This window comes from gamma proteobacterium symbiont of Lampromicra miyakona (genome assembly GCF_059730895.1).
In genome coordinates this window covers 3,780,277-3,798,784 of sequence record NZ_AP035932.1, presented here as the reverse complement: position 1 = coordinate 3,798,784, position 18,508 = coordinate 3,780,277, and the positions used below count along the sequence as shown (strand labels likewise).

At 58.7% G+C, this 18,508-nt stretch carries 18 protein-coding genes; 15 read left to right on the top strand and 3 right to left on the bottom strand.

Annotated features, from left to right (window positions below; translation table 11 throughout):
* Positions 1–65 precede the first annotated feature (65 nt).
* From ftsY to rpoH, 4 genes are all read left to right on the top strand, one after another.
* Positions 66–1,592, top strand: coding sequence for a signal recognition particle-docking protein FtsY (ftsY, locus tag AC6I8P_RS17920; protein WP_498030847.1), 1,527 nt, complete (start codon positions 66–68; stop codon positions 1,590–1,592).
* A 5-nt stretch (positions 1,593–1,597) separates the two neighbouring features.
* On the top strand, positions 1,598–2,266 hold the full coding sequence (ftsE, locus tag AC6I8P_RS17915) for a cell division ATP-binding protein FtsE (RefSeq protein WP_021508011.1): 669 nt from the start codon (positions 1,598–1,600) through the stop codon (positions 2,264–2,266).
* Positions 2,256–3,242: a permease-like cell division protein FtsX gene (gene ftsX, locus AC6I8P_RS17910; RefSeq protein ID WP_058770000.1), complete on the top strand. Its 987-nt coding sequence runs from the start codon at positions 2,256–2,258 to the stop codon at positions 3,240–3,242. Before ftsE ends, ftsX begins: the two co-directional genes overlap by 11 nt.
* Before the next feature lie 240 nt (positions 3,243–3,482).
* A complete protein-coding gene (gene rpoH, locus AC6I8P_RS17905) occupies positions 3,483–4,340 on the top strand; it encodes an RNA polymerase sigma factor RpoH (RefSeq protein WP_021508009.1) in 858 nt (285 codons plus the stop codon).
* A 276-nt stretch (positions 4,341–4,616) separates the two neighbouring features.
* Here the strand turns inward: rpoH and panM are convergent, their stop codons facing one another.
* Positions 4,617–5,003, bottom strand: coding sequence for an aspartate 1-decarboxylase autocleavage activator PanM (gene panM / locus AC6I8P_RS17900; RefSeq protein WP_275026741.1), 387 nt, complete (start codon positions 5,001–5,003; stop codon positions 4,617–4,619).
* A gap of 403 nt (positions 5,004–5,406) precedes the next feature.
* Here panM and AC6I8P_RS17895 point away from each other — a divergent pair, with 403 nt between their 5' ends.
* From AC6I8P_RS17895 to ugpQ, 10 genes are all read left to right on the top strand, one after another.
* A complete protein-coding gene (locus tag AC6I8P_RS17895; RefSeq protein ID WP_021508007.1) occupies positions 5,407–6,534 on the top strand; it encodes a branched-chain amino acid ABC transporter substrate-binding protein in 1,128 nt (375 codons plus the stop codon).
* Positions 6,535–6,684: 150 nt separating this feature from the next.
* Positions 6,685–7,611 carry a high-affinity branched-chain amino acid ABC transporter permease LivH gene (gene livH / locus AC6I8P_RS17890; protein ID WP_010615899.1) on the top strand — a complete coding sequence of 309 codons (927 nt, stop codon included), beginning with the start codon at positions 6,685–6,687 and terminating at the stop codon, positions 7,609–7,611.
* Positions 7,608–8,879: a high-affinity branched-chain amino acid ABC transporter permease LivM gene (locus AC6I8P_RS17885; RefSeq protein WP_498027465.1), complete on the top strand. Its 1,272-nt coding sequence runs from the start codon at positions 7,608–7,610 to the stop codon at positions 8,877–8,879. The genes livH and AC6I8P_RS17885 overlap by 4 nt, the downstream gene beginning before the upstream one ends.
* On the top strand, positions 8,876–9,643 hold the full coding sequence (gene livG, locus AC6I8P_RS17880) for a high-affinity branched-chain amino acid ABC transporter ATP-binding protein LivG (RefSeq protein ID WP_021508005.1): 768 nt from the start codon (positions 8,876–8,878) through the stop codon (positions 9,641–9,643). Before AC6I8P_RS17885 ends, livG begins: the two co-directional genes overlap by 4 nt.
* Before the next feature lies 1 nt (position 9,644).
* Positions 9,645–10,358 carry a high-affinity branched-chain amino acid ABC transporter ATP-binding protein LivF gene (gene livF / locus AC6I8P_RS17875; protein ID WP_010615896.1) on the top strand — a complete coding sequence of 238 codons (714 nt, stop codon included), beginning with the start codon at positions 9,645–9,647 and terminating at the stop codon, positions 10,356–10,358.
* A 334-nt stretch (positions 10,359–10,692) separates the two neighbouring features.
* On the top strand, positions 10,693–12,009 hold the full coding sequence (ugpB, locus tag AC6I8P_RS17870) for a sn-glycerol-3-phosphate ABC transporter substrate-binding protein UgpB (protein WP_058757579.1): 1,317 nt from the start codon (positions 10,693–10,695) through the stop codon (positions 12,007–12,009).
* 60 nt (positions 12,010–12,069) lie between these two features.
* Entirely contained in the window at positions 12,070–12,960 is an 891-nt protein-coding gene (gene ugpA / locus AC6I8P_RS17865) for a sn-glycerol-3-phosphate ABC transporter permease UgpA (RefSeq protein WP_058757578.1), read from the top strand.
* Positions 12,957–13,799, top strand: a complete 843-nt coding sequence (gene ugpE, locus AC6I8P_RS17860; protein ID WP_021508002.1) for a sn-glycerol-3-phosphate ABC transporter permease UgpE — start codon at positions 12,957–12,959, stop codon at positions 13,797–13,799. The genes ugpA and ugpE overlap by 4 nt, the downstream gene beginning before the upstream one ends.
* Positions 13,800–14,873, top strand: a complete 1,074-nt coding sequence (locus AC6I8P_RS17855; protein ID WP_021508001.1) for a sn-glycerol-3-phosphate import ATP-binding protein UgpC — start codon at positions 13,800–13,802, stop codon at positions 14,871–14,873.
* Positions 14,870–15,613, top strand: coding sequence for a glycerophosphodiester phosphodiesterase (ugpQ, locus tag AC6I8P_RS17850; RefSeq protein WP_021508000.1), 744 nt, complete (start codon positions 14,870–14,872; stop codon positions 15,611–15,613). Before AC6I8P_RS17855 ends, ugpQ begins: the two co-directional genes overlap by 4 nt.
* On the opposite strand, the gene AC6I8P_RS17845 is transcribed toward ugpQ, so the two are convergent.
* On the bottom strand, positions 15,610–15,906 hold the full coding sequence (locus tag AC6I8P_RS17845; protein WP_481657999.1) for a DUF2756 domain-containing protein: 297 nt from the start codon (positions 15,904–15,906) through the stop codon (positions 15,610–15,612). The genes ugpQ and AC6I8P_RS17845 overlap by 4 nt on opposite strands.
* Positions 15,907–16,109: 203 nt before the next feature.
* On the opposite strand from AC6I8P_RS17845, the gene ggt reads away from it, so the two are divergent.
* Positions 16,110–17,861, top strand: a complete 1,752-nt coding sequence (gene ggt, locus AC6I8P_RS17840) for a gamma-glutamyltransferase (RefSeq protein ID WP_021507998.1) — start codon at positions 16,110–16,112, stop codon at positions 17,859–17,861.
* A 57-nt stretch (positions 17,862–17,918) separates the two neighbouring features.
* Here the strand turns inward: ggt and AC6I8P_RS17835 are convergent, their stop codons facing one another.
* Complete coding sequence (locus tag AC6I8P_RS17835; RefSeq protein WP_104187820.1) at positions 17,919–18,422, bottom strand: GNAT family N-acetyltransferase; 504 nt, start codon at positions 18,420–18,422, stop codon at positions 17,919–17,921.
* Positions 18,423–18,508: the final 86 nt, after the last annotated feature.

The following is an 18,508-nucleotide window of genomic DNA, read 5'->3' as shown; positions in this document are numbered from 1 at the left end:
GAATTTTTTATCCCCTGGGAACAGCGTGCTACCGGGAATAAGCCATCGAGGAGTGTGGTCACACAATGGCAAAAGAGAAAAAACGCGGCTTTTTTTCCTGGCTGGGCTTTGGCAAAGAAGAGCAGCAGCCAGCGGAAGAGCAGGCGCAGCAGCAGCCGACCGATCAACCGGCACCCGCCGCTGAAGAGAGCGCGTTAGCAAGCGCCGAAGCGCAGGCCGCCGAAACCGTGATCGTCACTGAACAGGTGGCAGAACAGCAGGCCGAATCGCCGGTTCACGCCGACGCTGAAACGCATCCCGTCGCGGAAGCAGAAACCGCAGCCGAATCCGACGCTAACGCTGATGACGCAGAAATCGCTGCCGTCAGCGCGATTGAAGAAGAGGTACTGCCGGAAGATCATCCGCAGCCGGAGCTGATGCCGGTTGAAGAGGAGCCGCAGGCTGAAGAACTGATTATTGAAGCACCGGTTTTATCTGGGGAGCCTCAGCCAGAGGACGCAGAGGACGCAGAGGACGCAGACGCACCGCTGAGCGATGAAGAACTGGAAGCGCTGGCGTTAGCGGAAACCTACGCCGAAGACGCGGCTGAAGAGCGCGTGGCGACAGACACCGTGAGCGATCTGCCGCTGGCGGCCGCGCCGATCGTGGCCCAGGAGCAGGAGCGCCCCACCAAAGAGGGCTTCTTTGCCCGCCTGAAACGCAGCCTGGTCAAAACGCGTGAAAATCTCGGATCCGGCTTTATCAGCCTGTTCCGCGGCAAAAAAATCGATGACGAGCTGTTTGAAGAGCTGGAAGAGCAGCTGCTGATTGCCGATGTCGGCGTGGAAACCACGCGCCGCATCATCACCAGCCTGACGCAACAGGCCAGCCGTAAGCAGCTGCGCGATGCCGAAGCGCTGTATGGCCTGCTGAAGGCTGAAATGGCCGGCATTCTGGAAAAGGTCGATGCTCCGCTGGACGTGGCGGGCAAAACGCCGTTCGTTATCCTGATGGTCGGCGTTAACGGCGTGGGTAAAACCACCACCATCGGTAAGCTGGCGCGTCAGTATCAGGCGCAGGGCAAGTCCGTCATGCTGGCGGCGGGTGACACCTTCCGCGCGGCGGCGGTAGAGCAGCTGCAGGTCTGGGGCCAGCGCAACAATATTCCGGTGGTCGCGCAGCATACGGGCGCGGATTCTGCGTCGGTCATTTTTGACGCCATCCAGGCGGCGAAATCGCGCCACGTTGACGTGCTGATCGCCGATACCGCCGGCCGCCTGCAGAACAAAGCGCACCTGATGGAAGAGCTGAAAAAAATCACCCGCGTGATGAAGAAGCTGGACGAAGAGGCACCGCATGAGGTGATGCTGACGATTGACGCCAGCACCGGCCAGAACGCCATCAGCCAGGCGAAGCTGTTCCACGAAGCGGTCGGCCTGACCGGTATCACCCTGACCAAGCTCGACGGCACCGCAAAAGGTGGCGTGATCTTCTCGGTGGCCGATCAGTTTGGCATTCCGATTCGTTATATCGCTGTCGGGGAAGGCATCGAAGATTTACGGCCGTTTAAGGCCGCCGACTTTATTGAGGCACTGTTTGCCCGAGAGGAATAATTGGCATGATTCGCTTTGAAGAGGTCAGTAAGGCTTATCTGGGAGGACGCCAGGCGCTGCAGGGCGTGGATTTCCATTTGCGTCCCGGTGAGATGGCGTTTCTGACCGGCCACTCAGGCGCGGGGAAAAGTACCTTACTGAAGCTGATTTGTGGCATTGAGCGCCCGAGCGCCGGGCAAATCTGGTTCAGCGGTCACGATATTTCCCGGCTGCGTCACAGCGAAGTGCCTTTCCTGCGCCGCCAGATCGGCATGATTTTCCAGGATCACCATTTGCTGATGGATCGTTCGGTCTACGACAACGTGGCGATTCCGCTGATTATTTCCGGGGCCAGCGGCGAGGATATTCGCCGTCGCGTGTCGGCGGCGCTGGACAAAGTCGGCCTGCTCGACAAAGCAAAAAGTTATCCGATTCAGCTCTCTGGCGGTGAACAGCAGCGCGTCGGCATTGCCCGCGCGGTAGTGAATAAACCGGCCGTGCTACTGGCGGATGAACCGACCGGTAACCTCGATAACGCGCTGTCGGAAGATATTTTGCGCCTGTTTGAAGAGTTCAACCGCGTGGGCGTTACGGTACTGATGGCGACGCACGACATCGGGCTGATCGCACGCCGCAATTATCGCGTGATGACGCTTAATCAGGGACGTCTGCACGGAGGCCACGATGGTCAATAAACGTAACAAGCGTCCGGCTGCGCCGAAAGCGGCGAAGCAGCCGTCAAAGAGCAAAGCGCTGAAGGGCGGCTGGCAGGAGCAGTGGCGCTACGCGTGGCGCGGTACCCTGTCCGACATGTATCGTCAGCCGCTGGCGACGCTGCTGACGGTAATGGTGATCGCGATTTCGCTGACGCTGCCCAGCGTGTGCTACATGGTGTGGAAAAACGTCAGCCAGGCCGCCGCACAGTGGTACCCGGCGCCGCAGCTGACGGTTTACCTCGACAAAGCGCTGGATGACACGGCGGCAGAGAACGTGACCGCCGAGCTGAAAAAGCTCGATGGCGTGGACAAGGTGAACTACCTGACGCGTGAAGAGGCGCAAAGCGAGTTCCGCAACTGGTCCGGCTTTGGTGGTGCGATGGATATGCTGGAGCAGAACCCACTGCCGGCGGTGGCGATCATCACGCCGAAGCTGAACTTCCAGAACTCCGATACCATGGCCAATCTGCGCGATCGCGTGGCGAAAGTGCAGGGCGTGGATGAGGTGCGCATGGATGACAGCTGGTTTGCGCGTTTAGCCGCACTCACCGGGCTGGTGGGGCAGGTGGCGTCAATGATCGGCCTGCTGATGGTGGTGGCGGTGTTCCTGGTGATTGGCAACAGCGTGCGCCTGAGCATTTTTGCCCGGCGCGACACCATCAACGTGCAGAAGCTGATTGGCGCGACCGATGGCTTTATTCTGCGGCCTTTCCTCTACGGCGGCGCGCTGCTCGGTTTCAGCGGTGCGGTGCTGTCGCTGATTCTGTCGGAAGTGCTGGTGCTGCGCCTGCAGTCGGTGGTGGCGCAGGTCGCCTCCGTCTTCGGTACCAGCTTCGCGCTGGAGGGCTTTTCGTGGGATGAAGGTCTGCTGCTGCTGTTAATCGCGGCCATCATCGGCTGGATTGCCGCGTGGCTGGCGACGGTGCAACATTTACGTCGTTTTACGCCGCAGTAACCCATAGCAACGATTTTTTGATATACTCTTCCTCTGCTGCCGACGACCTGGGAGCAGAGGATTTCTCCGATTTCCCCCGCCGTCATCTGTGTGTAAAATATTCACTGCTATAATTGAACTTGTGGATAACTTTGACGTCCAAGTAGCACAGATTGCTTTTGGTTTTCACGCGTCGTTGACATAATGTAACGGCTGCGCAGGGAAACGAGCAGCAAGTCCATTGAATTTGTGAGGGTTTGAATGACCAAAGAAATGCAAACTTTAGCGATTGCTCCTCTGGGCAACCTGGAATCTTACGTCCGGGCTGCTAACAACTGGCCGGTATTAACGGCAGAAGAGGAAAAAGCACTGGCTGAGCGGCTGCATTACCAGGGCGATCTGGATGCAGCTAAGACGCTGATCCTGTCTCACCTGCGCTTTGTTGTTCATATCGCTCGTAACTATTCCGGTTACGGCCTGCCGCAGGCGGACCTGATCCAGGAAGGTAACATCGGCCTGATGAAGGCGGTGCGTCGCTTCAACCCGGAAGTCGGGGTGCGTCTGGTGTCGTTTGCCGTACACTGGATCAAAGCGGAGATTCACGAGTACGTGCTGCGTAACTGGCGTATCGTGAAAGTTGCCACCACCAAAGCACAGCGCAAACTGTTCTTTAACCTGCGTAAAACCAAGCAGCGTCTCGGCTGGTTCAATCAGGATGAAGTCGAAATGGTGGCGCGCGAGCTGGGTGTCAGCAGCAAAGACGTGCTGGAAATGGAGTCGCGCATGGCGGCCCAGGATATGACCTTCGACATGTCGTCTGATGACGATGCGGGCGAAGGCAAGCCGATGGCACCGGTGCTGTATCTGCAGGATAAAACCTCTGACTTTGCCGACGGCATTGAAGAAGATAACTGGGATGCGCACGCCGCTGACAAGCTGAGCGATGCAATGCTGAGCCTCGATGAGCGTAGCCAGCACATTATCCGCGCCCGCTGGCTGGATGATGACAACAAAACCACGCTGCAGGAGCTGGCCGACCAGTACGGTGTGTCTGCCGAGCGCGTGCGTCAGCTGGAAAAGAACGCCATGAAGAAACTGCGTATGGCGATTGAAGCCTGATTAACGGCTGACAGATAAATGGGGCGACCACCGGGTCGCCCTTTTTTATGCGCGCAATAACCTGCGATGACTTATGACCTGTGCGGATTACAGCACGGTCGCCATGAATGGCGACTCTTCAGGACGCGCATTCATAGGCATCGTTAATCACGATCCCACGCAATCTGTACGCTCGTTCGTAATCCCCGTAGGGTGCGCATTCATGCGCACCGTTAATCACGCTCCTGCGCCACATACGTATTCATGCGCACCGCTCTGCACGGCGTAAATCGCCGCTTAACGCACCCACCCGTCGCTCTGCGCGCGAAAGCCACACGCCTGCATAAACGCCGCGCGTACGCGCTGATCGTCTTCGCCGTTATCGGCAACCCACCAGTGATCCAGCGCGCTGTTCTGCGCTATCGTCTCTTCCAGCAGATATTGCCCTACGCCGCGCCGCCGCGTGACTTCACGCACTTCCAGCTGCGTAATCTTGCCCAGCGTGCCGCGAATCTCCAGCCGCAGCGCGCCGAGCAGGCGATCGTTAAAGCGCGCTGCATACAGCCGCTGCGCTTCACTGAGGCTGGCTTCCAGCTGCGCGATATCCTGCTGCGGCCAGACTTTGGCTAAGTCCAGTCGATCCTGCGGCGTCAGCGTGCTGATGCGCTGAATAGTGAGCTTCATAACCCTTACCTGTACTGGCAGAAAGGCCTTAGTGTAGCGAATTTAGACAGTCAGAGCGCTGTCACTTTTTTGCGATGAAAAGAGGTCAAATGCCAGCCACTTTGCCAGGATTGTGGAGTAAGCCAGCATCGATCGCTGAAAAAGCCAGCATAACGCGCTGGCCTGGTGGTGAAAAACCGGCCATAAAAACCAGAGTAATCTGCTGTTCCTGTCAGCTTTTACTGAATATGTCAGTTGATTTACAGAAGAAAGTTCCTGTTTAATAACCTGAAAAATAAAGCCTTCTTAACAAAAAATGCCAGAAAAGAGCGCTAACTCATTATTCTCAAATCAGTTTTGCTCTTTGACTGGCAGATAAATAACCAATCACAACAGACACGACACAACAGATGGGGAAGTTCGCATGAAAATGAGTAAAGGACGCGCATTACTGGCGGGTTGCGTAGCGCTGGCGATGAGCCATGCGGTACTGGCGAAAGACATCAAAATTGCGATTGTCGGTGCGGCAACCGGCCCGGTGGCGCAGTACGGTGACATGCAGTTCACCGGTGCGGCCCAGGCGATCAAGGACATCAACGCCAAAGGCGGCGTAAACGGTGACAAGCTGGTCGGCGTAGAATATGACGACGCCTGTGACCCGAAACAGGCGGTTGCGGTGGCCAACAAAGTGGTCAATGACGGCATCAAATACGTTATCGGCCACCTGTGCTCCTCCTCCACTCAGCCAGCATCAGACATTTATAATGATGAAGGCATTCTGATGATCACCCCGGCGGCGACCGCGCCTGAACTGACCGCGCGCGGCTATGCCGACGTGATGCGTACCACCGGTCTGGATTCCGATCAGGGCCCGACCGCTGCCAACTACATCCTCGATCAGATCAAACCAAAACGTATTGCCGTGGTGCATGACAAGCAGCAGTACGGTCAGGGCCTGGCGGAATCCGTGCAGAAAACCCTGAAGGCGAAAGGCGGCAACGTGGTGCTGTTCGAAGGGATCACCGCGGGCGATAAAGACTTCTCCACGCTGATTGCGCGCCTGAAGAAAGAGAACGTCGACTTCGTTTACTACGGCGGTTACTACCCGGAGCTGGGCCAGATTCTGCGTCAGGCCAAAACCGCCGGTCTGAAAGCCGGCTTTATGGGACCAGAAGGTGTCGGCAACGCTTCCCTGTCTAACATCGCGGGTGATGCGTCTGAAGGCCTGTACGTGACGCTGCCGAAGCGCTACGACCAGCTGCCAGACAACAAAGCGATTGTGGACGCGATCAAAGCTAACAGCGCATCAAACCGCAAAGATCCAACCGGCCCGTTCGTCTGGACCACCTATGCGGCTATTCAGTCATTGGTGGCGGGCATTGAGCGCAGCAAAAGCGATGAGCCTGATGCGATTGCTAAAAACCTGAAAGAGGGTGCGCCGGTGCCCACCGTGATGGGTAACCTGAGCTGGGACCAGAAGGGCGATCTGAAGGGCTTCGAATTTGGCGTCTTCAAATGGCACAAAGACGGTTCTTCTACCGCAGTTAAGTAAGCACGCTCCTGAATTGTCCCTCTCCTGATGGGCGAGGGCAGGGTGCGGCACCGCGCGCACGCGCTGAATGAGGCGCTGCGACGCGGTGCTCTCACCCTAACCCGGTGCCGAACGCACCGGGGATTTCCCGTTTACATGCAGGTCCTCACTATGTCCGAGCAGTTTCTCTATTTCATTCAGCAGATGTTCAACGGGGTCACACTCGGGAGCACCTACGCGCTGATCGCCATCGGTTACACCATGGTTTACGGCATCATCGGCATGATCAACTTCGCCCACGGCGAGGTGTACATGATCGGCAGCTATGTCTCCTTTATCGTGATTGCCGCCCTGATGATGATGGGTATCGACACCTCGTGGCTGATGATTGCCGCCGGGTTCGTGATGGCGGTGATTATCTCCAGCGCCTACGGCTGGAGCATTGAGCGCGTGGCGTATAAGCCGGTGCGCTCCTCCAAACGCCTGATCGCGCTGATCTCGGCGATTGGTATGTCGATCTTTCTGCAGAACTACGTCAGCCTGACGCAGGGCTCGCGCGATCTGGCGCTGCCCAGCCTGATCACCGGCCAGTGGACGCTGGGTGAGAGCAACGGCTTTGCCGCCACGCTCACCACCATGCAGCTGGTTATCTGGGTCGTCACCTTCCTCGCGATGCTGGCGCTGACGCTGTTCATTCGTTATTCGCGCATGGGCCGCGCCTGCCGCGCCTGCGCTGAAGATCTGAAAATGGCCAGCCTGCTGGGAATCAACACCGACCGCGTGATCTCACTGACCTTTGTGATCGGCGCAGCGATGGCGGCCGTGGCTGGCGTGCTGCTGGGGCAGTTTTACGGCTCCATTAACCCGTTCATCGGCTTTATGGCTGGTATGAAAGCCTTTACCGCGGCGGTACTGGGCGGCATCGGCAGCATTCCGGGCGCGATGATTGGCGGCCTGGTGCTGGGCATTGCGGAAGCGCTGACGTCAGCCTATCTGTCGACCGAATATAAAGACGTGGTGTCATTCGCGCTGCTGATCGTGGTGCTGCTGGTGATGCCAACCGGTATCCTGGGCCGTCCGGAGGTGGAGAAAGTATGAAACGCCTCGGTCTGGTTAACGCCGTGGTCTCCACGGTGATGCTGCTGGTGCTCGCCAGCTTCTTTATGGGTATGCGCCTCGATCTCGACGGTACCAAACTGGTAGTGGCGAATGCGGGCACCGTGCGCTGGAACTGGATCTTCCTCGGCTGCGCAGTGGTGTTTGTGTTCCAGCTGCTGCGTCCGCTGCTGCAGGGCAAGCTCAAACGCAGTGGCAAAGGGCTGGTGCTGCCGGGTTTTGACGGTTCGACACCAAAACAAAAGCTGCTGATGCTGCTGGTGATTATTGCCGCCGTCGCCTGGCCCTTCTTCGTGTCGCGCGGCAGCGTGGATATCGCCACCCTGACGCTGATCTACGTGATGCTCGGCCTCGGCCTGAATGTGGTAGTGGGCCTGTCCGGCCTGCTGGTGCTGGGCTACGGCGGCTTTTACGCCATCGGTGCTTACACCTTTGCGCTGCTGAATCACTATTACGGTTTTGGCTTCTGGGAGAGCCTGCCGCTGGCCGGCATTGTTGCCGGTGCCTTTGGCCTGCTGCTGGGCTTCCCGGTGCTGCGGCTGCGCGGTGACTATCTGGCGATTGTGACGCTCGGCTTTGGTGAGATCGTGCGTATTCTGCTGCTGAACAGCACATCAATCACTGGCGGTCCCAATGGAATCGCGCAGATTCCCAAGCCGAGCCTGTTTGGTATTGAATTTGGCCGGCGCGTCAGTGAAGGCGGCTGGACCACCTTCCACGATCTGACAGGCCTGGCGTACGATCCCAATCACCGCGTGATTTTCCTTTATCTGGTGGCGCTGCTGCTGGTGGTGCTGACGCTGTTCGTCATCAATCGTCTGCTGCGCATGCCGCTGGGGCGTGCGTGGGAAGCGCTGCGTGAAGATGAGATCGCCTGCCGTTCGCTCGGTCTCAGCCCAACGCGCATCAAGCTGACGGCCTTTACCATCAGCGCGGTGTTCGCCGGTTTCGCCGGTACGCTGTTTGCCGCGCGTCAGGGCTTTGTCAGCCCGGAATCTTTTACCTTTGTCGAGTCCGCGTTTGTGCTGGCGATTGTGGTGCTGGGCGGCATGGGTTCGCAGCTGGCGGTGATCCTGGCCGCGATTCTGCTGGTGGTGTCGCGCGAGCTGATGCGTGATTTGAACGAGTACAGCATGCTGGTGCTCGGTGGGTTGATGGTGCTGATGATGATCTGGCGTCCGCAGGGGCTGCTGCCGATGAAGCGTCCGCACCTGAAGCTGAAACAGGCAAAACAAGGAGAGCAGGCATGAGTCAGCCTTTATTAGCCGTTGAAGGCCTGATGATGCGCTTCGGCGGCCTGCTGGCCGTCAACAACGTGGCGCTGGAACTGCATCCGCAGGAGATCGTCTCGCTGATTGGCCCGAACGGGGCGGGGAAAACCACGGTATTCAACTGCCTGACCGGTTTCTATAAGCCAACGGGCGGCACCATCAAACTGCGCGATCAGCCATTGCAGGGCCTGCCGGGGCAGAAGATTGCGCGCATGGGCGTGGTGCGAACTTTCCAGCACGTGCGCCTGTTCCGTGAGATGACGGTGATTGAAAACCTGCTGGTGGCGCAGCATCAGCATCTGAAAAGCGGCGTGTTCTCCGGGCTGTTTAAAACCCCGGCGTTCCGGCGCGGCGAGAGCGAAGCGCTGGACCGCGCGGCCAGCTGGCTGGAGCGCATTGGCCTGCTGGAGCTGGCTAACCGCCAGGCCGGCAATCTGGCTTACGGCCAGCAGCGCCGGCTGGAGATCGCCCGCTGCATGGTGACGCGTCCGGAAATCCTGATGCTCGACGAACCGGCGGCCGGCCTCAATCCGCGCGAAACGCACGAGCTGGATGAGCTGATCGCTGAACTGCGCGGCGAACACAAGGTGACAGTGTTGCTGATTGAACACGATATGAAACTGGTGATGGGCATTTCTGACCGCATTTATGTGGTGAATCAGGGAACGCCGCTGGCCAACGGTACGCCGGAAGAAGTGCGTAACAACCCGGATGTGATCCGTGCTTATTTAGGTGAGGCGTAACATGGCGAACCCGATTTTAACTTTACAGGGCGTCAGTGCGCACTATGGCCCGATCCAGGCACTGCATAACATTAATCTGCACATCAGCCAGGGCGAAATCGTGACGCTGATTGGCGCTAACGGCGCGGGTAAAACCACGCTGCTCGGGACGCTGTGTGGCGAACCGCGCGCCACCAGCGGCACCATCACCTTTGATGGCAAAACCATTACCGACTGGCAGACGGCAAAAATCATGCGTGAAGCGATTGCCATCGTACCGGAAGGCCGGCGCGTGTTTTCGCGCATGACGGTGGAAGAGAACCTGGCGATGGGCGGCTTTTTCGCGACGCGTCAGCAGTATCAGGAGCGCATTGAGCGCGTTTATCAGCTGTTCCCCCGGCTGGCGGAGCGCAAAGTGCAGCGCGCCGGCACCATGTCCGGCGGTGAGCAGCAGATGCTGGCGATTGGCCGCGCGCTCATGAGCCAGCCGCGCCTGTTGCTGCTGGACGAGCCGTCGCTGGGTCTGGCGCCGATCATTATCCAGCAGATTTTCGACACCATCGAACAGCTACGTAAAGAGGGCATGACCATCTTCCTCGTCGAGCAGAACGCCAACCAGGCACTGAAGCTGGCCGATCGTGGTTACGTGCTGGAGAACGGTCACGTGGTGCTGGAGGATAGCGGTGAAGCGTTGTTATCCAATGAAGCGGTGCGAAGCGCGTATTTAGGCGCCTGACCTGGCTTTGGTCATGACGTTGGTGCGGTGATTTGCCCTCACCCTAACCCTCTCCCGCACGCGGGAGAGGGAACCGTACGGCAGCGTTTTTCAGACCAGGTTGCTATCCTGGCATCCTCCCGGACTTCTCTCGCCCTGCAGAAGAAGGCATCAGCGCACCGCCTTTTATCCCCCTCTCCCCGTGGGAGAGGGCCGGGGTGAGGGCATCAGCGCGCACTAACCCCGTCATATTCCCGTCATAATCCTGTTATTTTTCCGTCATTTCCTCGTGTCATGTTACTTCGCGAACAAAAAATGCGTGATATCGCGCGCGCCACAAGCACAGGAAACCCTTATGTCCGCTTTTACGCTTCGTCCCCGCCTGATGAGTCTGCTGCTCGGTCTGGCGATCAGCGGTAATGCGCTGGCTGCTACCGAAATCCCTTTCTGGCACTCCATGGAAGGCGAGTTAGGCAAAGAAGTCGATTCTCTGGCACAGCGTTTTAACCAGGCTCACCCGGATTACAAAATCGTTCCGACCTACAAAGGCAACTACGAGCAGAGCCTGGCCGCGGGTATCGCTGCGGTGCGCAGCGGTAAGGCACCGGCCATTCTGCAGGTTTACGAAGTGGGCACCGCCACCATGATGGCCTCTAAAGCCATCGTGCCGGTGCATGAAGTGTTTAAAGACGCCGGCGTGCCGATGGACCCGAAACAGTTTGTCCCTGCCGTTGCCGGTTACTACAGCGACAGCAACGGCCAGCTGATCTCGCAGCCGTTCAACAGTTCCACGCCGGTGCTGTACTACAACAAAGACGCGTTCAAAAAAGCCGGTCTTAACCCGGATCAGCCACCGAAAACCTGGCAGGCGCTGGCGCAGGATGCCGCCGCGCTGCGTAAAGCCGGCATGAGCTGCGGCTATGCCAGCGGCTGGCAGGGCTGGATTCAGATCGAAAACTTCAGCGCCTGGCATGGCCTGCCGGTTGCCACCAAAAACAACGGCTTTGACGGTACCGACGCGGTGCTGGAGTTCAACAAACCCGTGCAGGTGCGCCACATCCAGCTGCTGGAAGAGATGAATAAGAAAGGTGATTTCACCTACTTTGGCCGTAAAGATGAGTCGACGTCCAAGTTCTACAACGGCGACTGCGGTATCACCACCGCCTCATCCGGTTCGCTGGCCGACATTAAGCATTACGCCAAATTCAACTTTGGCGTGGGCATGATGCCGTACGATGACACCGTGCCGAACGCACCGCAGAACGCCATTATCGGTGGCGCCAGCCTGTGGGTGATGAAAGGCAAAGATGCCGCCACTTACAAAGGCGCGGCTGAGTTCATGAAGTTCCTCGCCCAGCCGGATATCGCGGCAGAATGGCACCAGAAAACCGGTTATCTGCCGATCACCACCGCGGCTTATGAGCTGACCAAACAGCAGGGCTTCTATGACAAAAACCCGGGCGCGGACATCGCCACGCGGCAGATGCTGAATAAAGATCCGCTGCCGTTCACCAAAGGGATGCGTCTGGGCAACATGCCGCAGATTCGTACCATTGTCGACGAAGAGCTGGAAGGCGTGTGGACCGGCAAACAGTCGCCACAGGCAGCGCTGGACAACGCGGTGAAACGCGGCAACGAACTGCTGCGTCGCTTTGAACAGCAAGTGAAGTAACTCCGTAATGGCGGGATGGACAGTAAGTCCGTCCCGCTGTCTCTTTCTGACGAGCCTGCTATGTCCTCATCATCACGTCCGGTTTTCCGCGCCCGTTTGTTGCCGTATCTGCTGGTGGCCCCGCAGCTGGCGATCACCGCGATCTTTTTTCTCTGGCCCGCCGGAGAGGCGCTGTGGTACTCGCTGCAAAGCATCGATCCGTTTGGCATCTCCAGCACCTTTGTTGGCCTTGATAACTTCCGCCGCCTGTTCAGTGACGACTACTACCTTGATTCGTTCTGGACCACCCTCGTGTTTAGCGCGCTGGTGACGGTATGCGGCATGACATTCTCGCTGCTGCTGGCGGCGCTGGTGGATTACGTTATCCGGCTGAAAAAGCTCTATCAGACGCTGCTGCTGCTGCCCTATGCGGTAGCGCCGGTGGTTGCGGCAGTACTGTGGATGTTCCTGTTCAATCCGGGGCTGGGGCTGTTCAGCCATCTGCTGAACCAGTTTGGCTACAACTGGAACTATGCGCAGAACAGCGGTCAGGCGATGTTCCTGATTGTATTAGCGTCGATCTGGCAGCAAATGAGCTACAACTTCCTGTTTTTCTTTGCCGCGCTGCAGTCCATTCCTAAATCGCTGGTGGAAGCCGCGGCGATTGACGGTGCCGGACCGGTGCGCCGTTTCTTTCATCTGTCGCTGCCGCTGATTACGCCGGTCAGCTTTTTCCTGCTGGTGGTGAATCTGGTTTACGCCTTTTTCGACACCTTCCCGGTGATTGATGCCGCCACCGGTGGCGGGCCGGTACAGGCCACCACCACTCTGATCTACAAAATCTACCGCGAAGGCTTCACCGGACTCGATCTCTCGTCGTCCGCCGCGCAGTCGGTGGTGCTGATGCTGCTGGTTATCGGCCTGACCATTCTGCAATTCCGCTTTGTCGAGCGTAAGGTGCAATACCAATGATTGAAAACCGACGCGGGCTGGATATCTTCGCCCACACGCTGCTGGCGCTGGGGGTGCTGACCATTCTGTTCCCGCTGTACGTGGCGTTTGTCGCCGCGACGCTGGATAACAACGCGGTGTATCAGGTGCCGATGACGCTGGTGCCCGGCCCGCATCTCATCGACAACATCACCCACATCTGGCGCGATGGCGTCAACGGCAGCGCGGCGTTTGGCCTGATGATGCTGAACAGCCTGATCATGGCGCTGGGCATCACCGTGGGCAAAATCACGGTGTCGATGCTCTCGGCGTTTGCGCTGGTGTGGTTTCGCTTTCCGCTGCGCACGCTGTTTTTCTGGCTGATTTTTATCACCCTGATGCTGCCGGTAGAAGTGCGTATTTTCCCGACGGTGGAGGTGATCTCCACGCTGCACATGCTGGACAGTTACAGCGGTCTGACATTGCCGCTGATGGCCTCCGCGACCGCCACGTTCCTGTTCCGCCAGTTTTTTATGTCGCTGCCGGATGAACTGATTGAAGCGGCGCGCATTGACGGCGCCAGTCCGATGCGTTTTTTCTGGGATATCGTGCTGCCGCTGTCAAAAACCAATCTCGCCGCGCTGTTTGTCATCACCTTTATTTACGGCTGGAACCAGTATCTGTGGCCGCTGCTGATCATCAACGATGCCGGCCTGAGCACTGCCGTGGCGGGGGTGAAAAGTATGATCAACACCAGCGGCGGTCCGACGCAGTGGAACGAAGTGATGGCGGCGATGTTATTAACCCTGATCCCACCGGTGGTGGTGGTGCTTGTGATGCAGCGCGCTTTTGTGCGTGGCCTGGTGGAGAGTGAGAAATAGATGGCAGCGGTAACCCTTCAGACCGTTACGAAATCGTATGACGGCAAAAACCAAATCATTCAGCCGCTGAACATCACCATCAATGACGGTGAATTTATGGTGATGGTCGGCCCGTCCGGCTGCGGGAAATCGACGCTGCTGCGCATGGTGGCCGGGCTGGAGCGCGTCACGTCGGGCGATATCTACATCGATGATCGGCGCGTCACCGACATGGAGCCGAAAGATCGCGGCATCGCCATGGTATTCCAGAATTACGCGCTCTACCCGCACATGACGGTGGGAGAGAACATGGCTTACGGCCTGAAGATCCGCGGCATGGGCAAGGAACAGATTACCCAGCGGGTGATGGATGCGGCGCGCAGTCTGGAGCTTGATCACCTGTTGCAGCGCCGTCCGCGCGAGCTCTCCGGCGGCCAGCGTCAGCGCGTGGCCATGGGCCGCGCCATCGTGCGGGAACCGGCGGTGTTTCTGTTTGATGAGCCGCTGTCGAACCTGGATGCGCGCCTGCGCGTGCAGATGCGTCTGGAGCTGCAGCAACTGCACCGCCGGCTGAAAACCACCAGCCTGTACGTCACGCACGATCAGGTTGAAGCCATGACGCTGGCGCAGCGCGTGATGGTGATGAATAAAGGCGTGGTAGAGCAGGTGGGCACGCCGGTGGAGGTGTATGAGCGTCCGGCCAGTCAGTTTGTTGCGTCGTTCATCGGCGCGCCGGCGATGAACCTGCTACCCGGTCAGATCAATAGCGATGGCTCGCGCTTTACGCTCGACGCGCTCAACAGCCTGCCGCTCGGCGCCGGCAAAGCGCGATGGGCCAACCGTCCGCTGACGCTCGGCATTCGTCCCGAGCATATTCAGCTCAGCAGCCGTGAGGCCGGCGGTGTGCCGCTGGTGGTGGATACGCTGGAGATCCTCGGCGCGGACAATCTTGCGCATGGCCACATTGGCAACACGCGGCTGGTGGTGCGTTTGCCGCACAGCGAGCGGCCTCAGGCTGGCAGCAGCCTGTGGCTACAACTGCCGCCAGATGCGTTACACTTCTTCGATTCTACCCATGGAAAGCGTCTGGAATGAGTGTAAAAAACTGGCCCTATCCGCACATTGTTGCGCATCGCGGCGGCGGCAAGCTGGCCCCGGAAAACACCCTGGCGGCGATTGATGTCGGCGCGCACTACGGTCATACCATGATCGAATTCGACGCCAAACTGTCACAGGATAAGCAGATTTTCCTGCTGCACGATGACACGCTGGACCGCACCAGCAACGGCTGGGGCGTGGCGGGCGATCTGCCGTGGCAGCAGCTGGCGCAGCTGGATGCCGGCAGCTGGTTTAGCCGTGAATTTGACGGTGAACCGCTGGCATTGCTGAGCGAGGTGGCGGCGCGCTGCCGCCAGCATCAGATGATGGCCAACATTGAGATCAAACCCAGCAGCGGTACAGAGGTAGAGACCGGACGTGATGTGGCGCTGGCCGCACGAACGCTGTGGCAGGGACAAACGGCACCGCTGCTGTCCTCGTTCTCGTACGCGGCGCTGGAAGCGGCGATGCAGGCCGCGCCGGAGCTGCCGCGCGGCCTGCTGCTGGATGAGTGGCACGACGACTGGCAGGCGCTGACCGCCGCGCTCGACTGCGTCTCAATCCATTTAAATCATCGCTTGCTGGACGCCGGACGCACCGCCGCGCTTAAAGCCGCCGGTCTGCGTATTCTGGTGTATACCGTGAATCAGCCCGCGCGGGCGCGCGAGCTGCTGAGCTGGGGCGTGGATGCCATCTGTACCGATCGCATTGATGCTATCGGCCCGGACTTCCGTTAATTGCTGTACTGCGTCTGCGCATTGCTGTTCTGCTGGCCCGGCTGCGACTGAATCACGCGCTGCCGGGCGCTATCGCGCCGCTCCTGCAGCTTACGCTGCATCTCCTGATTTTGCTGCTGCTGATCCTGACGCAACTGCTGCTGCTGTTGCTGCTGCTGGATCTGCATGCGCGTCTGCATCCGCTGCTGGCTTGGGTTATAGCCGGGTTGATTCGGTTGGTTAGTGTTGTTCAGCATGTTCGCCATGCCACTCAGCGGCATCAGTGCCGCGATAACAATCAGCCATTTTTTCATGGTGTTCCTCCATCAGTGCGGCCTGCTGTGTGAGGTTGCTCGCCACCCGGCAGCAACCGCCGCAACCATAAGTTTATGCGATATCACAAACCCCAAAACCAGGAGTGCACCTAATTTGGCTTAACTGCTATCTTTTTTACAGTATTTGCAAACACTTGCAGCAATCAATAACAAATGTAAACAACTGAAAGGATGGTGGCGGGATGAGGATACATAACGGTGTGCGCCAGTTCGGCTGGGCGCTGTTAATGAGTTTTACCGTGGTGCAGGGGGCGCAGGCGGCGCCGGCCAGCGCCCCGCCGGTATCGTATGGCGTCGACAGCGACACCTTTCACCCGGTGAAAGCACAGCACGGGATGGTTGCGTCAGTGGACGCGATGGCCACCCGGGTGGGCGTGGATATTCTCAAACAGGGCGGCAACGCGGTTGATGCGGCGATTGCGGTGGGCTTTGCGCTGGCGGTCACTCACCCGCAGGCGGGCAACCTGGGCGGTGGCGGCTTTATGCTGCTGCGCACCGCTGCCGGCCGCACCACCGCCATTGATTTCCGCGAGATGGCGCCGGCGCGTGCCTCGCGCGATATGTTCCTGGATAAGCAGGGCAACGCGGATAGTAAGTTATCACTCACTTCTCATCTGGCTTCCGGCACGCCGGGCACCGTAGCCGGTTTTGCCCTGGCAGCGCAAAAGTACGGCACGCTGCCGCTCAGCACGCTGCTGGCGCCGGCGATCAAACTGGCGCGCGACGGCATCATCGTTAACGATGCGCTGGCTGACGATCTCGCTACCTACGGTAAAGAGAACCTGATCAACCACGACAACAGTCGCGCCATTTTCTACAAAGCCGACGGTCAGCCGTACCAGAAGGGCGATCGCCTGGTGCAGAAAAACCTCGCGCATAGCCTGCAGCTGATTGCTCAGCAGGGGCCGGATGCTTTCTACAAAGGCAAAATTGCCGATGAGATCGCTGCCGAAATGGCGCAGCACGGCGGACTGATTGGCAAGGCGGATCTGGCGGCCTACCGCGCAGTGGAACGCAAGCCGGTAAGCGGCAGCTACCGTGGCTACGAGGTGTTCTCCATGCCGCCACCGTCGTCCGGCGGCATTCATATCGTGCAGATCCTCAATATCCTGGAAAACTTCGACCTGGCGAAATGGGGCTTCGGCAGCGCGGACGCGATGCAGGTTATGGCCGAAGCGGAAAAATATGCCTACGCCGACCGCTCCGAGTATCTCGGCGATCCCGACTTCGTTAAAGTGCCGCAGCAGGCGCTGACCAGCAAAGCCTACGCCAAAACGCTGGCCCAGCAGATTGACGTTAACAAGGCGCGCCCCTCAGCCGACATCAAGCCCGGTAAGCTGGCTCCGTACGAGAGCAATCAAACCACCCACTTCTCGGTGGTGGATAAAGACGGCAACGCGGTGGCGGTGACCTACACGCTGAACACCTACTTTGGCAGCGGCGTAGTGGCCGGTAACAGCGGCATTCTGATGAACAATGAAATGGATGATTTCTCTGCCAAGCCGGGCACGCCAAACGTCTATGGCCTGGTGGGCGGTGAGGCGAACGCGATTCAGCCGGCCAAACGTCCGCTGTCATCAATGTCGCCGACCATTGTAGCGAAAGACGGTAAAACCTGGCTGGTGACCGGCAGCCCGGGCGGCAGCCGGATTATCACCACGGTGCTGCAAATGGTGGTGAACAGTATCGATTTCGGCATGAACGTGGCGGAAGCCACCAATGCGCCGCGCTTCCACCATCAGTGGCTGCCGGATCAGCTGCGCGTCGAGAAGGGCTTCAGCCCGGATACGCTGCGTCTGCTGGAAGCAAAAGGTCAGCATGTCAAAGTGCTGCCGGCGATGGGCAGCACGCAGAGCATCATGATTGGCCCGGACGGCATGCGTTACGGCGCATCCGACCCGCGCTCGGTGGATGATTTGAGTGCCGGGTATTAACGTCGCGCAATAAATTGCGCCGCTACCTCACCGTGCACCGGCCGGTAGCGGCGCGATTCATCGCGCATTCCCTTTCAGACGCGCCATGTAGTGCGTATCGATCATCTGGCCGTCGCGGACCGCGAAACCTCTGGCGGTACCTTCAATCTCAAAACCAAACTGCTGATACAAACCCATGGCCTGGTGGTTATCCGCAAACACCGTCAGTTCAATCCGCGTGACCTGCAGCCAGTTGTCACACAGATCCACCATCGCCGCCATCAGCGCTTTACCCACGCCGCGCCGATGGAATGTCGGATCAACGCCCATGCCGATAGTGGCGCAGTGACGGCGGCGTGCCACCGCCATAACTTCCAGCGTCAGCTGACCGACAACCTGCCCGTCAATACAGGCCACCAGCATGGTGACATGGGGACGGGGATTCGCGAGCCGCTCCTGCCAGAGTGACGGTGACTGATACGGCAGATGCAGCGTGCCCGCCTGAGTTTCCGGCTGGCTATAGATACGCGTCAGAACGGCGGCATCTTCGGGCGTTGCGTGACGAACAGTAACCTGACTCATAAAGCAGCTCCTTGCACTCAGTGAATGAAATCCCCTTTAACATCAGGGAATTCGAGCGCAGCGTCAACGGTAAAAAAATCGGGAAA

What these genes read in the sequence shown, in the direction of transcription:
- ftsY (WP_498030847.1), top strand. Translation starts at nt 66, where the DNA reads ATGGCAAAAGAGAAAAAACGCGGCTTTTTTTCCTGGCTGGGCTTTGGC.
- ftsE (WP_021508011.1), top strand. Translation starts at nt 1,598, where the DNA reads ATGATTCGCTTTGAAGAGGTCAGTAAGGCTTATCTGGGAGGACGCCAG.
- ftsX (WP_058770000.1), top strand. Translation starts at nt 2,256, where the DNA reads ATGGTCAATAAACGTAACAAGCGTCCGGCTGCGCCGAAAGCGGCGAAG.
- rpoH (WP_021508009.1), top strand. Translation starts at nt 3,483, where the DNA reads ATGACCAAAGAAATGCAAACTTTAGCGATTGCTCCTCTGGGCAACCTG.
- panM (WP_275026741.1), bottom strand. Translation starts at nt 5,003, where the DNA reads ATGAAGCTCACTATTCAGCGCATCAGCACGCTGACGCCGCAGGATCGA.
- AC6I8P_RS17895 (WP_021508007.1), top strand. Translation starts at nt 5,407, where the DNA reads ATGAAAATGAGTAAAGGACGCGCATTACTGGCGGGTTGCGTAGCGCTG.
- livH (WP_010615899.1), top strand. Translation starts at nt 6,685, where the DNA reads ATGTCCGAGCAGTTTCTCTATTTCATTCAGCAGATGTTCAACGGGGTC.
- AC6I8P_RS17885 (WP_498027465.1), top strand. Translation starts at nt 7,608, where the DNA reads ATGAAACGCCTCGGTCTGGTTAACGCCGTGGTCTCCACGGTGATGCTG.
- livG (WP_021508005.1), top strand. Translation starts at nt 8,876, where the DNA reads ATGAGTCAGCCTTTATTAGCCGTTGAAGGCCTGATGATGCGCTTCGGC.
- livF (WP_010615896.1), top strand. Translation starts at nt 9,645, where the DNA reads ATGGCGAACCCGATTTTAACTTTACAGGGCGTCAGTGCGCACTATGGC.
- ugpB (WP_058757579.1), top strand. Translation starts at nt 10,693, where the DNA reads ATGTCCGCTTTTACGCTTCGTCCCCGCCTGATGAGTCTGCTGCTCGGT.
- ugpA (WP_058757578.1), top strand. Translation starts at nt 12,070, where the DNA reads ATGTCCTCATCATCACGTCCGGTTTTCCGCGCCCGTTTGTTGCCGTAT.
- ugpE (WP_021508002.1), top strand. Translation starts at nt 12,957, where the DNA reads ATGATTGAAAACCGACGCGGGCTGGATATCTTCGCCCACACGCTGCTG.
- AC6I8P_RS17855 (WP_021508001.1), top strand. Translation starts at nt 13,800, where the DNA reads ATGGCAGCGGTAACCCTTCAGACCGTTACGAAATCGTATGACGGCAAA.
- ugpQ (WP_021508000.1), top strand. Translation starts at nt 14,870, where the DNA reads ATGAGTGTAAAAAACTGGCCCTATCCGCACATTGTTGCGCATCGCGGC.
- AC6I8P_RS17845 (WP_481657999.1), bottom strand. Translation starts at nt 15,906, where the DNA reads ATGAAAAAATGGCTGATTGTTATCGCGGCACTGATGCCGCTGAGTGGC.
- ggt (WP_021507998.1), top strand. Translation starts at nt 16,110, where the DNA reads ATGAGGATACATAACGGTGTGCGCCAGTTCGGCTGGGCGCTGTTAATG.
- AC6I8P_RS17835 (WP_104187820.1), bottom strand. Translation starts at nt 18,422, where the DNA reads ATGAGTCAGGTTACTGTTCGTCACGCAACGCCCGAAGATGCCGCCGTT.